Origin of the sequence: Caballeronia sp. LZ032 (assembly GCF_031451315.1) — a bacterium.
GTDB lineage: Bacteria > Pseudomonadota > Gammaproteobacteria > Burkholderiales > Burkholderiaceae > Caballeronia.
In genome coordinates this window covers 613,598-626,587 of record NZ_JARUXP010000003.1, presented here as the reverse complement: position 1 = coordinate 626,587, position 12,990 = coordinate 613,598, and the positions used below count along the sequence as shown (strand labels likewise).

The following is a 12,990-nucleotide window of genomic DNA, read 5'->3' as shown; positions in this document are numbered from 1 at the left end:
ACCACTACTACATATAACGTTCAACCACTGCCCATGTTTCGAACTCGTCTGGCCCGCATGAACGTCGGGACCCAGTTTGCCGTGCTCGCCTGCGCGCTCACGGCGATCGCCATTGCTTTCTTTACCCTCGCTGTCACGAAGCGCGCCGGAGAACAGGTGGACACGCATGCGCTGGCGCGTGTCGAGAGCGAGAACCGGTCCATTGCCACAATGATCGGCCTCTATGACAAGGCCGTGAGCGCCGAAGTCTCGCGCTTCATGACCTTGTTCGCGCATCGCCTGCCGTCTTCGTTCACGCTCGACCCCGCGCATACGGTCGAGATCGCCGGCACGTCGACACCAACCATGCTGGCCGGCGACAAGCCCCTCAACAACGACTTCACGATTCCCGATGCGTTTCTCGCGGACAGCGGCGCCATCGCGACGATCTTCGCCCGCACCGGCGACGACTTCGTCCGCGTCACGACGTCGCTGAAGAAGCAGGACGGCACGCGCGCCATCGGCACGCTGCTCGACCGCAAGGGCCCGGCCTATGCGCCGATCCTCTCCGGCAAGCCGTATATCGGCATCGCGGCGCTGTTCGGCAAGCAATACATCACCGAGTACAAGCCGGTCGTGGACACGTCCGGCCGCGTGATCGGCGCGCTGTTCGTAGGCGTCGACGTCACCGCGGAGTTCGCCGCGCTGCAGGACACCATCGCGAAGCTGGCGATCGGCGCGAGCGGCTATCACTTCGTCGTCGATGCATCGAATGGCGCGAATCGCGGCAAGCTGCTGGTGCATCCCGGAGCGCAAGGCCAGAGCATGGACGAACGCGTCGCGCCCTTCGCGCACATGCTCGATACACGCGAAGGCAAGCTCGTGTTCGAAGGCGCCGACATTCCCGGCGCCGATCCGCGCGTGCATGGCGGCACCAAGGAGATCGTCTACATGAGCGTGCCGCAATGGCAATGGATGATCGGCGGCATTGCCTATCGCGACGAACTGCTCGCGGACGTGGATCACAGCCGCAATGTGTTCCTTGCCATCGGGCTCATCGTCGTCGTGATGCTGGTCGCCGTGCTGCTCTATGCGGTCGCGCGGCTCGTCGGGCATCCCATCGACAAGATCACGCGCGCTTCCGAACGCATCGCCGCTGGTGATCTCACGGTCCGCATCGACAGTGCGCGCGAAGACGATATCGGCCGCCTGATGCGCGCCATCGACGGCATCGCGCGCGGTCTCGCCGGCATCGTCGTGCAGGTGCGCCATGCGTCGGCCGGCATGAACGAAGGGACCGGCCGGATTGCTTCGGACAGCAGCGACATTGCCACGCGCATCGCCACGCAGGCCGCGAGCGTCGAGGAAACGGCCGCGAGCATGGAGCAATTCACGTCCACCGTGCGGCAGAACGCCGCCAACACCGCGCAAGCTGGCGAGCTGGTGTCGTCGGCATCGGATGCGGCGCGCGCCGGGGGCGACGCCGTTGCGCGCGTGGTGCAGACCATGGGCGATATCGATGCATCGGCGCGTCGCATCGCCGACATCACCGCGACCATCGAAGGCATCGCGTTCCAGACCAACATCCTGGCGCTCAATGCCGCGGTCGAGGCCGCGCGCGCAGGCGAGCATGGCAAGGGCTTCGCGGTGGTCGCCGCCGAAGTGCGCGTGCTCGCGCAACGCAGCGCGGGCGCCGTGAAGGAAATCGAAGCGCTCATCGCCGAGTCGGCCGCGCGGGTCTCGCACGGCTATCGCATCGCCGAGGAAGCGAGCAGCACGATGAACGGCATTCTCGAACGCGTGGCGCGCGTCAACGCCATCGTCGGCGAGATCGACGTGGCCTCGCGTGAGCAGGCGAGCGGCATCGAGCAGGTCAACAGCGCGGTCATGTTGATCGGCGAAGCGACGCAGCAGAATGCGACGCTCGTCGGCAATGCCGAACACTCCGCCGCCGAACTGCGCGATCAGGCGGGGCAACTCGAAGAAGCAGTCAGCCGCTTCCGCGTCTGACGCGCCGCTTCAAAGCAGTGCCTTCAACCGGAAGCCTGCATCGCTGAGCACATCCGCGGACGGTGACAGACCGCGCTCCACGAGCATGCGCGCAAGCTTCATGTCTTTCGCGATGACGTGAGCCGGGCCGAATCCGCTTACGCCCACGAGCCGGTTCGCCGCGTCGAAATGAAAGTCCATCGAAGCCGACTCTCCCGGCGCGCGCCGCACCGTGCGCGTGCCGAGCAACGGCTCGCCCGCCACCTGCAACTGATGGTCGTACTGATCGGACCAGAACCAGGGCACATCGTCATGAGCGGCCTGCGCGCCGAGCATGTTCCGGGCAGCTGTGCGCGCCTGGGTTTCGGCGTTGTGCCAGGTTTCCTGACGGATGGGCGCGCCCGTGAAGCGGCTTGGATGGATCGCGATATCGCCTGCCGCGAAGATGCTCGGCGCCGACGTTTCCAGTTGCGCATTCACGATGACGCCGCGATTCACGACAAGACCGGCGTCCCGCGCCAGTTCGTCCGCGGGTTCGATACCGATGCCGACGATCACGATGTCCGCATCGATTGAACGCGCGTCCGACAGCAGGACGCGCAGCACGCCTTGTGATGTGCGAGCGATCTCGACCGGTGCAACACCCACGTGTATCGCGACACCATTGCGCTCGTGCAGATGCTGCACGCTGTGCGCGATGCCTTCGGGCACTGCGCGTCCAAGCAGCCGCGCCGCCCCTTCGATCACGCTGACCTCACAACCCCGCATGCGTGCCGACGCCGCCACCTCCAGCCCGATGAACCCGCCACCGACGATCAGCACGCGCGCTCCGCTGACGAGACGCGGCGCGATGCACAAGGCATCGTCGAGGGTGCGCAGCGTCATGACGCCGTCGAGCTGCGCGCCGGGGATAGAGAGCTTGCGTACATGTCCTCCGGCAGCCAGCAGCAAGGCTTCATACGCGATGCGGCTGCCATCGGCGAGCATCACTTCACGCGAACCCGGCACGATGCCGCGGACGCTGGCCACCTTGTGCTCGATCCGGTCCGCCTCCCATGCATCGCAGCTGCGCAGCGCACACTGCAACACATCGCGCTCGCCGGTCAGCACTTGCTTGGACAAAGGCGGCCGCTCATAAGGCAGATGCGGCTCCGCGCCGATCATCACGATGCGCCCGCGCCATCCGAACTCACGCAGCGCAGCCGCGGCACGCCCGCCGGCATGCCCCGCACCGACGATCACCATCGCCCGGGCATCGTGCTGGTCGGTCATGGCATCAGATCTCGATGAAGATGCGACCGCCCTCGACCTTCGCCGGATAGGTCCTGAGCTTTTCACATACTGGCGCGCACAGGGGCCGGCCATCGCGGATATCGAAACGGCCGTTGTGCTTCGGGCATTCGATCACATGATCCATGACGAAGCCGTCGCTCAGATGAACCTGTTCATGCGTACACAGGCCGTCGCTTGCATAGACGGCGTCGTTCACGCGATAGATCGCGAACGTGCGCGTGTCATGGTCGAAGCGCATGACATCCTCGTCTTCTATGTCGTCCAGCGCGGCTACATCGATCCATTGCGTCATGCTCTTGTCTCCTTCGGGGCTCAGGGCTGCGTGGCGGCCGGCACGGGCCGCTCGACGTGATACGACGGATCGCGCGTTTGCCGCATCAGCGCTGGAATGATCTCGGCATAGGCCGCGAGCGAACTCGGATAAGGCGGCGGCATGTCGTCCTTGACGGCATCGTGAAGACGCGGCAGCGCGTGATAAGGGACCATCGGAAACATATGGTGCTCGACGTGATAGTTCATGTTCAGGTAAAGAAACCTGAAGACCGGATTCATCATCACGGTGCGGCAGTTCTTGCGATGATCGAGCACGTTCTCGGGCATGCCCGCATGCTGCGTGAGACCGAAGTAGAGGTAGAGCCACGCGCCATACAGGCTCGGCAAACCGACGTAAAGCAACGGCAGGATCGAGCGGAACACGAAGCACGACGCAATCACCGCGATATAGATGCTCAGATGAATGCGTGCTTCCCGGATCACCTTCGGCCATTCTGATTCGGGTACGAAGGTCTTTTCTTCCTCGCCGATTTCGCCGAACGCCGCCGAGATCATCTTCGGTACCTCCGCCGCCGCGTGCTTCAGCGCGAAGACGTTCAGCGCGAGGCTCAGCCAGTCGGTGGGCAGCGGCACGGCAATCTCGCGGTCGCGGCCTACCACCAGGGTGTCGGTGTGGTGTCGCGCATGACTCCAGCGCCAGACGGTGGGCCGACGGAACACCTGGAACGATGCCATCTGATACAGCACCTGATTCATCCATGCCGTCCTGAATGCAGTGCCGTGACCGCTCTCATGCCAGCGCGAATCCGCCGGGCTGCAATACAGCGTGCCATACAGGAAGAACGCGGGAATCGCCCATGGCGAATGCGCGCGCCAGGCGAACCATGCAAGCACGCCGCTCGCGACGATGGCCGCATACCACAGCAGCGTGTCGCGTATCGCACGAGCATCGCTTCGCTGCATCAGGCCTTTCATCACCGGCCTCGGAACGGCGCATTTGTACCACTCCGCATTCACGAGACCGGCCAGCTTCGCCCGCTCTCCGTCTCCATCGATCAGCCGGTATGCGCGATGCCGCTCATGCTCGCCCGTCTCCCCGGGCTGCCGCGATTCCATCATGTCACCTCAAGCTTTGATTGGATTCACATCATGGGTTCTTCTTGGAATCGATAATAGGAGCGACGTTTCCCGCACGCAATATGCGCGCGCATTTGCTATCTTTAAGCATCATTGCGCACGTTTGAAACCCATCATTTACATCAATCGATGAGCAAGCGTCCCACACTTCAGTCAGTGGCCGAAGCGGCCGGCGTGAGTCCGGCAACCGTCGATCGCGTGTTCAACGGGCGTCTGAGCGTCCGCGATGGCACCGCGCTACGCGTCATCGAAGCCGCCGAACGCATCGGCTATCACGGCGCCGGATTGATGCGGGAGCGCTTGCGCGCGCAGCGCGGCGAACGCCGCGAGCGCCACACACTGGGCTTCTGTCTTCAGAAACGCGCTGATCCGTTCTATCAGAGCTTTGCGCGCATCCTCACCGACGCCGCCGCGCGACACGAACCCGAGGACTGCAAGGCCGTCATCGAATACATGGACGAACTCGATCCGGCTTCGATCGCCCGCACGCTGCTTGCACTGGGCGATAGCGCGGACGCGCTCGGTGTCGTGGCTGTCGATCATCCGCATGTGACAGCCGCGATCGAAACCCTGCACGCGCAAGGCAAGCCCACGGTTACGCTGTTATCGGACTTGAGCGCGCCATTGCGCGCCGGCTACATCGGCGTCGATCCGCGCAAGAGCGGACGCACCGCCGCATGGGCCGTGAGCCGGCTGGCCCATCGCAACGAAGGGACGGTGGGCGTGTTCGTCGGCACACCGCGTTATGTGGGACAGGAAAGCTGCGAGATCAGTTTTCGTTCCTATCTGCGCGAACATGCACCAGGATTGCGCGTGCTGGACACGCAGATCAACCTCGAAGACAAGCAACTCGCCTACGAAGCTACCCTGGCGATGCTCGCGCGCCATGCCGATCTCGCCGGCCTTTACATTCCCGGCGGCGGTGTGGGCGGCGTGATTCGCGCGCTGCGTGAAGAGGCTTCGGAGCGACGCATCGTCACCGTGTGCAGCGATCTGATGCCGGACCGCTACGAAGCGCTTGTGGAAGGCGTCATCGATCTGGTGATCGACACGCCGCTGCAACGCATTGCCGAAACAGCCGTGCAGGCCATGTTACGCGCCTTGCAGGCACTCCCCGGCGAGTCCGCACTGGCGAGTCAGTATCCGTTGCCCGCGCAGCTCTACACGCCGGAGAACGTCTGAGAAGGCGGCTAAGCTTGCACTCATTCTGCGCGCCTAACCTGCTTCGTGAGTTCCCACACGATCAAGGAGACGCTCATGAAAATGCCTCTTGCGGCCCTGCTGGCCGTCGCCATGGCAGTGCCCGCGCTCACTTATGCGCAAACCGAAACGCCCGCCTCGTCAGGCTTGCTGCACGATGGCCCTTTGCATCAATCAAAAGTCATCTATGCTGTTACGCAGCACATGCATGAACCGGGCTCCGGTGTCAGCCCTCGTCAGGACGCATGGCTGACCCAGCCTTCAGAGCAAGCACTCGGACAGTCGCTCTACAAGCATCGTTGAAACCTGTAATTCATTCATTTTCCTTTCATTGCAGCCATTCAGATCAAGAAGCCGAAGCAGACATGCAGTGGCATTACGCTTGCTAAAGCCTCTCGACTGCTTCTGCTGTAACGAACTGCATGGTTGTCCAGCCCGCATCACATCTGGACGTGATCAGCATATTTTTCAGCGTCCTGCGGCGCGATCGGAGTTGTCATGAAAAATATGCCTGCGCTTGCTATACGTGCTTGCAAAATGAAACGGTTTGTCACTAATCAGAGGGTTTGATGTCACTCCCATGTGGCGGACCGCACGGAGCAGGCAAACTTGAGCCCGGAGCATAGTAAGGGTTATCACTGAAGTGACACCGCAAGATTCAGGAAGGGTAACGGATGCACGCGCAATGCAATAAGTACGCGTAGTGCGTGAACGATTTCGTATTGTTGTCTTCAAAGAGGCAGGACTTCGATGACTGGTTTGACCAGTCGCGCAATCTGGTCTTTTTTGAGCGGCTAACATGCAGGCCACGCAATCAGCCTGATCTGTCAGGGAGTTCCGCATAGAACAGGCACGGTAACTCGGTGACAGCAGGAATGGCGTCAGTGAAGTGAAAAAACGCTGGGGAACCCGCCCCTTACAACGTGCTGTATGGCGTTGGCTCGATTGACATGTGCGTCACGCCGGGGCTTCCGGGGCCGGCCGAATGACGCGACATGCACCAACAATAAGCGTCGACAGACCGATCATGCGGCTTGCTTGTCGCAAGTCCTGCGTGACTGGCTGCGCCGCATCGGCATTCCGAATGGCTCTCCCCGCCGTTACACGGTGAACGAGCCCGCCGTTACTGACAGACCACTGCATGACTCGCCGTGTGGCGCGTTGGGCGGAGCATTTTTCGCATTGGCGCGAAAGGCTCTGTTTCGCCACACGTCGCGTATTGACGAGGCTCCTTGCACACGATGCAAGGAGACATAGCCCAATCATCGACGGAGAGCGTCATATATGCCGTTTGAGAGTGACTCCTTGCGAGACACGACCCCGCTGCTTAGCATCGTCGTCGCGGCTTACAACATCGAGGGTTACATCGAGGAAGCGCTCGAGTCCCTCCTGAGCCAGCCCTGCATCGATGCAATGAAGATCATCGTGGTGGATGACGGATCTCGCGACCAGACCTATGCCGCCGCGCGCGCGATTGTCGAGCGCGACCGCGGCGTGCATATCGAACTCGTGCATCAGGAGAACGGTGGCCTGAGCGCGGCGCGCAATACCGGCCTCAAGTCGGTGCGCACGCCCTATGTCGGCTTTCTCGATGGCGACGACGTCTTCCTCAAGGGCTTCGGCGAGTCGATCATTCCGGTGCTGGCCGAGAACAAGTGGGATATCGTCGAATACAACGTCAAGATCATCGACGACGAAGGCCGCGAACTCGACGAGATCAACATCGTGGACGGCGACACGCGCGGCGGCGCGCCCATGGACCGGGCCGCGCTGCAGCACTTCGCCGACGACTTCCACACCTTCGTGTGGGCGCGGGTCTATCGCACCTCCCTGTTCGACGAAGCGCCGTTCCCTGTCGGACGTCATTACGAGGATGCGGCCGTGGTGCCCTCCACGTATCTCCGCGCGAGCAGCCTGTATCGCGTCCCGACGCCGCTCATCGGTTATCGCCGGCGCTTCGGCAGCATCACGCAATGCGCCTCGCTGAACGATGTCGAGGATCTCCATCTCAATGGCCGCGAAGCGCTCGCACGTTGCAACGGCGGCGAGATGGACGATTACTGGCTCACTGTGTTCGACAAGCTGTTCCATCGCGCCTGCCATGTGTGCGCGCGCGTGGATCGCGCATCGTTCAAGCAGGCCTCCGAGACGCTGTCGGCAATGGCGGTCGATCACCGCAAGACGCGCACGACGCTCGCCGAACGCAGCGGCCGCGAAGTCGTCGAGCTCAAGCCTTTCGATCTGAACGTGCGCGCGGATCGTTCGATCCACTTCCTTAAAGGGCTCGTGAAGAAGGTCTTGCGGCGCAGTCTCGATCATCATCAGCGCGAGCGGCGTTCGAGCGCCTCGAACCAGTTCAGCGGATGAGCGCGCCAGCGTGCGGGCGGGAGGCATCGATTGCGCTTCCTTCGCCCGCACGCTGACTCGCTTGTCAGCACGTTCTTCTGGCGCGCCCGGCTTACAGACCTTTCGGCGATTCGCGATAAACTGCCGGGATGGAAAAATGTCCCTACTGTGAGCGAATCCGTGACGAATGGGATTGTCACGGGCAGGAGTGCCGCACCCATATCGCGCGCGCGTTGCGCAGACAACGCATGGGTCTGCCCATGGTGCCGAAGGTCATTCGCAACGAAATTCCGCCGGGCGCCAGCACGGGTGAAGTCATCGCCCAGCTGTCGCGCCAACGCCTGCGCGCACGCCGCGCCAATGAAGAACGCCGGGCACGCAAGGCCGAGGACGAACTCGACCTCTGACGGATTCGCACGCGCCTAATCCCGTTCGCCACTCTCTGCAAGCGGTCCTTCCCCACGCCACGCGCGCCGCGAGTCGCGCATCTTCGTCAACGCCATGCGCGCAACCTTGAGCCACCCATACGGCCGCGGATCGGCGACCATGCTGAGCGCACGGGCATAGTCGAGCGCGAGACCGGGCGTCCACGCCATCGTCACGGCGCGCTTGCGGATCTGCGCGGCGACCCACAACTCCGGCGTCAGAATCATGCGAACCAGCGCGCCCCCGCCGGCATGCGTGCCATACAGGCGCCCCGCCGCTCCTTCCAGCGCAGCGTCCAATGCACGCGCGACACTGCTCGAACAATTGCGGTGCGTGAGGTTATACGTCGTGTCCTGCCGATAGTTGCGCCAGAAACTATCGAGCCGCGCGGGGTCGTAGTTGCGAATACGCACGCGCACCGTCGACGGACACCATGCTTTCGATTCGAACTCATAGCTCGGCTGGAACGTGCCGGGCACGTCGTTCTCACGCGTGGCACGCAACAGGCGCGCGAAGTCGTCCGGCGAGCGGTCGATCTCCACCGCCGGATACAGGCTCACATAAAGCCCGCCAGGCGCTTCGAGCGCCGCATGTCCCGTCGAGATGACGCCGTTGCGGTCCACCGCCGCGATATAGCGGTCCACGACCGGATGCCACTGTGTCTCCGCCTTCGACGATCCCACTGGCGTCCACACATGCACGGTGAGCGCGGGCTCGTCATCGGCGGGCGGGCCGTCCCATTCACGCGCAGGCTGTAGAGGACGCGCGACCTCTGCCTCGTGTAATGCGGGATTGCCCGTCAACCTGCGGACGCGGGTCGCGATCAGGATCAGATTGATCCCTGCGAAGATGAAGAATGCCCCGACGCAATAGGGCACGGTCCCTTTGTAGTGCGTCGGATAGGGTTGCAGCATGAAGACGCCGAGCAGGATCTCGAAGAACGCAAACCCGAGCGCCACGCGAAAGCGCCGGTAGCGCACGACGAGCGCGGACGTCGCCTGAAGCAGTCCATCGAAGACGAAGGCCACGCCGATCAGCATCGACAGAATGAAGTGGCCATGATGATTGCCTTCGAAAATCAGCGCGGCCGTGAGCAGGAAGACGATACCCTTCGCATGACGCAGCCTGCGCTGTCCGCCGACGCCTGCCCATGCCACCGCCAGCGAAAGCACGCTCTCGATCAGCAACAGCCAGCCCACGAGCTCGATGGGAAAACCCAGCGCGCCGTCGAGCGCATCGATGAACACGCCGATGCCGACCATGAGCAACAGCCAGCCGATCGCCATCAGGCTGCGCCAGCGATTGCGCAGATAGTCCACGCCCAGCAGGATCATCATCAGCTTGACCATCGTTCTTCCTTTTGAACGGGGACGACGCATGCGCATTCATCGTTCATGTTAGTGCAGATCGCGCGCTGCACCGCATCATGATCCGGCGCCTGCCGTGAGACGAGCCATGCCATACTGGCGCCGCGACCCACGCGACGGAGACGCCATGTTCGACCAGTGCCAATGGATCAACGAGCCCGCGCAATGGAAGCTCGACGGCGATACGCTCCATGTCACCACCGACGCCAGCACCGATTTCTGGCGCAAGACGCATTACGGCTTCGTACGCGACAACGGCCATGTGTTCGGCGCAACCGTCGAAGGCGACTTTACCGCTGAAGTAACGGTCGAAGGCGCGTTTTCCGCGCTCTATGACCAGGCGGGCCTCATGGTGCGCGCAAGCGCCGAGCGCTGGGTCAAGGCGGGCGCCGAGTACAACGACGGCGCCCTCACCTTCAGCACGGTCCTGACCGACGGTCTCTCCGACTGGTCGCTCGGCGCGCGTGCCGACGCAAACCGCTTCCGCTTGCGCATCACGGTGCTGGAGAACGTGCTGAAGGTGCAATGCAGCGCGGACGAGAAGCACTGGATCCTGATGCGTCTCGCGCCCTTTCCAGCACACTCGGGCTCGGGGTGGCACGTCGGACCCATGTGTTGCACGCCCGAGCGCGGCGGTCTCGAGGTCCGGTTCTCGGACTTCAAAGTAGGACCGCCCGTCGTCAAGGGTCTGCACGACGTCGCGTTATAGACCCTGCGGCCGGCTCGGTAAAAACACTCATTTGCGCCTTCGCACGACACTTTCTACTATTCTGAAACGTTTCAGAATACGGACGGTCAACGCGCCTTGGACTCAAGAAAGAAGATCACCAGCACGCTCAAGGATGTCGCCAACGCGGCCGGCGTTTCGCTCGGCACCGCGTCGAAGGTCATGGCGGGCGCCGACGGCGTCAGCGACGCGCGCCGCCAGCAGGTCTGGGAGGCGGCCCGCCAGCTTGGCTACCGGCGCAACAGCCTGGCGGCGGAACTGCGCAGCAACCGCTCGACGTCCATCGGCTTCGTCGTGCCGGACCTCACCAACTCGTTCTTCATCGAACTATTGTGTGTTGTCGAGGACCACGCGCTGGCGAGCGGCTATCGCCTGTTGCTCGCGCATGCGCAGGAAGATCCCGAGCGCGAGGCGGAGCGCATCCGCTTCGTGCTGTCACGGCAAGTGGCCGGCATGATCATCATTCCCTGCCACGGCTATGCCCACGCGATCGACGAGCTGCGTGAATGCGATGTCCCGCTCGTCATGGCCGACCGCGTGGACGACAGCTTCCCCGCCAACACCGTCACCACCGACAGCCGGCGCGCCGCCCGCGACGGCACCGAACATCTGATCGCGCTCGGCCACAAGCGCATTACGTTCATCGTCAACGCGCTCGATCTGGTCAACAGCCGCGAGCGCGCGGACGGCTATCTCGCGGCGATGAAGCGCGCGGGCCTCACGCGTCATGCGCGCATCGTCGTCTGCGGCATGACCGATACCGAGAGCCATACGGTCACGCTCGGCCTGCTGGCGGAACGCGAGCGCCCCACTGCGTTGTTCACGGGCGCGAACGTGGCGACGCTCGGCGCGCTGCGTGCCATTCGCGATGCCGAGCTGCGCCTGCCCGAAGATATTTCGCTGCTCTCCTTCGACGACGCGCCATGGATGTCCGTGCTGCATCCCCGTATCAGCTCGATTCATCAGCCGGTTGAAGCGGTGGGCGGAGCGATCTGGCAACTGCTGCACAAGCAGTTGCAGGGCGAAGCCGCGGAGCCGGTGCATTTGCGCATGCGGGCGGACTTGCGCGTGCGGGAGAGCACCGCGCCGCCTCGCAGATCAACGGAGAAGGAAGACAGCGCGGAGACCCAGCCGGCGCACCAGAACGCCGGGCGCGGCCGCAGGCGGGCGACGCTCGCCGATCATTAGCGGCGCACTATAACGTTTTATTTTTCGGCGTTAAAAAACCACGCACAAGCTGGCCAACCCATCAGGAGAGACGCAATGGACAGCAAACGACGCATCATCACCGCGAGTCTCATCGCCGTGCCGCTGGCCGGGACAGTGGGATCGCTCGCGGCGCTCACCTCGCAGCCCGCGTTCGCACAGCAAAAGAAATATCGCTTCGGGTTCTCGCAGGTCACGACCGTCGAACCCTGGCGCGTGCAGTTCAACAAGGACATGAAGGCCGAGGCCGCGAAGCATCCTGAGGTCGAGCTCATCATCGCCGACGCAGGCGATCGCACTGACAAGCAGAACGCCGACATGGAGAACTTCATCGCGCAGAAGATGGATGCCATCTTCATCTCGCCGAAGGAGTCGGCCGGGCTCACCGGCGTCGTGGAAAAGGCCTTCAAGGCAGGCATTCCCGTGTTCGTGCTCGACCGCGAAGTGAACGGCGAGCAGTTCACGCAGTTCATCGGCGGCGACAACGTGCAGATCGGCGAGGAAGCGGGCAACTTCATCGTCAAGCTGATGGGTGGGCCGGGCAAGGCGCAAGGCAGTCTCGTCGAGATCTGGGGCGGCTTCGGCGCACAGCCCGCTCACGACCGTCACGACGGCGCAGACAAGGCGCTCGCCAAGGAGAAAGGCGTCAAGCGCGTGGGCGAACGGGTGGATTGCGACTGGAAGCAGGACAAGGCCTATGACTACATGAAGACCGTCCTGCGGGTGCAGCCGAAGATCGACGTGGTCTACGCGCACAATGATCCGATGGCCTATGGCGCCTATCTCGCCGCGAAGGATGCGGGCCGAGAGAAGAGCATCAAGTTCGTGGGCATCGACGGCCTGCCGCAGGAAGGCGCGACGTGGGTCGAACAGGGTCTGCTCGCCGGCACTTTCATGTATCCCACGCCGGGCGCCGAAGGCATCCGCGAGTCACTCAAGGTCCTGCACGGCGACAAGGTGCCGAAGAAAGTGACGCTGCCGACCCAGGGCATCTTCGCCGCTAACGCCAAGCAGTACATCGCGAGCCACTGAACGAGCGGACACGCG

12 protein-coding genes are annotated in these 12,990 nt (G+C 63.1%); 8 read left to right on the top strand and 4 right to left on the bottom strand.

Features of this window, described 5'->3' with window-relative positions; all coding sequences use genetic code 11:
* The first annotated feature begins 33 nt into the window (after positions 1-33).
* Positions 34-1,989 (top strand): Cache 3/Cache 2 fusion domain-containing protein, encoded by a 1,956-nt coding sequence (locus QCE69_RS24340; RefSeq protein ID WP_309933423.1) that lies wholly within the window; start codon positions 34-36, stop codon positions 1,987-1,989.
* A 9-nt stretch (positions 1,990-1,998) separates the two neighbouring features.
* On the opposite strand, the gene QCE69_RS24335 is transcribed toward QCE69_RS24340, so the two are convergent.
* The 3 genes from QCE69_RS24335 to QCE69_RS24325 are packed head-to-tail and all read right to left on the bottom strand — an operon-like array spanning position 1,999 to position 4,653.
* Complete coding sequence (locus QCE69_RS24335; protein WP_309933422.1) at positions 1,999-3,240, bottom strand: FAD-dependent oxidoreductase; 1,242 nt, start codon at positions 3,238-3,240, stop codon at positions 1,999-2,001.
* Between the two features lie 4 nt (positions 3,241-3,244).
* A complete protein-coding gene (locus QCE69_RS24330; protein WP_309933421.1) occupies positions 3,245-3,553 on the bottom strand; it encodes a non-heme iron oxygenase ferredoxin subunit in 309 nt (102 codons plus the stop codon).
* Between the two features lie 20 nt (positions 3,554-3,573).
* Positions 3,574-4,653, bottom strand: coding sequence for a fatty acid desaturase family protein (locus QCE69_RS24325; RefSeq protein ID WP_309933419.1), 1,080 nt, complete (start codon positions 4,651-4,653; stop codon positions 3,574-3,576).
* Between the two features lie 147 nt (positions 4,654-4,800).
* On the opposite strand from QCE69_RS24325, the gene QCE69_RS24320 reads away from it, so the two are divergent.
* The 4 genes from QCE69_RS24320 to QCE69_RS24305 all read left to right on the top strand — a co-directional run bounded on the left by QCE69_RS24320 (position 4,801) and on the right by QCE69_RS24305 (position 8,624).
* Positions 4,801-5,853, top strand: coding sequence for a LacI family DNA-binding transcriptional regulator (locus QCE69_RS24320; protein ID WP_309933417.1), 1,053 nt, complete (start codon positions 4,801-4,803; stop codon positions 5,851-5,853).
* 75 nt (positions 5,854-5,928) lie between these two features.
* Positions 5,929-6,174 carry a hypothetical protein gene (locus tag QCE69_RS24315; RefSeq protein ID WP_309923820.1) on the top strand — a complete coding sequence of 82 codons (246 nt, stop codon included), beginning with the start codon at positions 5,929-5,931 and terminating at the stop codon, positions 6,172-6,174.
* A 1,002-nt stretch (positions 6,175-7,176) separates the two neighbouring features.
* Positions 7,177-8,238 (top strand): glycosyltransferase family 2 protein, encoded by a 1,062-nt coding sequence (locus tag QCE69_RS24310; protein ID WP_309933416.1) that lies wholly within the window; start codon positions 7,177-7,179, stop codon positions 8,236-8,238.
* Between the two features lie 128 nt (positions 8,239-8,366).
* Positions 8,367-8,624 (top strand): hypothetical protein, encoded by a 258-nt coding sequence (locus QCE69_RS24305; protein ID WP_309816050.1) that lies wholly within the window; start codon positions 8,367-8,369, stop codon positions 8,622-8,624.
* A gap of 15 nt (positions 8,625-8,639) precedes the next feature.
* On the opposite strand, the gene QCE69_RS24300 is transcribed toward QCE69_RS24305, so the two are convergent.
* Positions 8,640-9,992 carry a DUF308 domain-containing protein gene (locus QCE69_RS24300; RefSeq protein ID WP_309933414.1) on the bottom strand — a complete coding sequence of 451 codons (1,353 nt, stop codon included), beginning with the start codon at positions 9,990-9,992 and terminating at the stop codon, positions 8,640-8,642.
* Between the two features lie 145 nt (positions 9,993-10,137).
* On the opposite strand from QCE69_RS24300, the gene QCE69_RS24295 reads away from it, so the two are divergent.
* The 3 genes from QCE69_RS24295 to QCE69_RS24285 all read left to right on the top strand — a co-directional run bounded on the left by QCE69_RS24295 (position 10,138) and on the right by QCE69_RS24285 (position 12,975).
* Positions 10,138-10,719, top strand: coding sequence for a DUF1349 domain-containing protein (locus QCE69_RS24295; RefSeq protein WP_309933412.1), 582 nt, complete (start codon positions 10,138-10,140; stop codon positions 10,717-10,719).
* 96 nt (positions 10,720-10,815) lie between these two features.
* Positions 10,816-11,925 (top strand): LacI family DNA-binding transcriptional regulator, encoded by a 1,110-nt coding sequence (locus tag QCE69_RS24290; protein WP_309923813.1) that lies wholly within the window; start codon positions 10,816-10,818, stop codon positions 11,923-11,925.
* Between the two features lie 75 nt (positions 11,926-12,000).
* On the top strand, positions 12,001-12,975 hold the full coding sequence (locus QCE69_RS24285; RefSeq protein ID WP_309933411.1) for a substrate-binding domain-containing protein: 975 nt from the start codon (positions 12,001-12,003) through the stop codon (positions 12,973-12,975).
* The last annotated feature ends 15 nt before the right edge of the window (positions 12,976-12,990 follow it).

What these genes read in the sequence shown, in the direction of transcription:
- QCE69_RS24340 (WP_309933423.1), top strand. Translation starts at nt 34, where the DNA reads ATGTTTCGAACTCGTCTGGCCCGCATGAACGTCGGGACCCAGTTTGCC.
- QCE69_RS24335 (WP_309933422.1), bottom strand. Translation starts at nt 3,240, where the DNA reads ATGACCGACCAGCACGATGCCCGGGCGATGGTGATCGTCGGTGCGGGG.
- QCE69_RS24330 (WP_309933421.1), bottom strand. Translation starts at nt 3,553, where the DNA reads ATGACGCAATGGATCGATGTAGCCGCGCTGGACGACATAGAAGACGAG.
- QCE69_RS24325 (WP_309933419.1), bottom strand. Translation starts at nt 4,653, where the DNA reads ATGATGGAATCGCGGCAGCCCGGGGAGACGGGCGAGCATGAGCGGCAT.
- QCE69_RS24320 (WP_309933417.1), top strand. Translation starts at nt 4,801, where the DNA reads ATGAGCAAGCGTCCCACACTTCAGTCAGTGGCCGAAGCGGCCGGCGTG.
- QCE69_RS24315 (WP_309923820.1), top strand. Translation starts at nt 5,929, where the DNA reads ATGAAAATGCCTCTTGCGGCCCTGCTGGCCGTCGCCATGGCAGTGCCC.
- QCE69_RS24305 (WP_309816050.1), top strand. Translation starts at nt 8,367, where the DNA reads ATGGAAAAATGTCCCTACTGTGAGCGAATCCGTGACGAATGGGATTGT.
- QCE69_RS24300 (WP_309933414.1), bottom strand. Translation starts at nt 9,992, where the DNA reads ATGGTCAAGCTGATGATGATCCTGCTGGGCGTGGACTATCTGCGCAAT.
- QCE69_RS24295 (WP_309933412.1), top strand. Translation starts at nt 10,138, where the DNA reads ATGTTCGACCAGTGCCAATGGATCAACGAGCCCGCGCAATGGAAGCTC.
- QCE69_RS24285 (WP_309933411.1), top strand. Translation starts at nt 12,001, where the DNA reads ATGGACAGCAAACGACGCATCATCACCGCGAGTCTCATCGCCGTGCCG.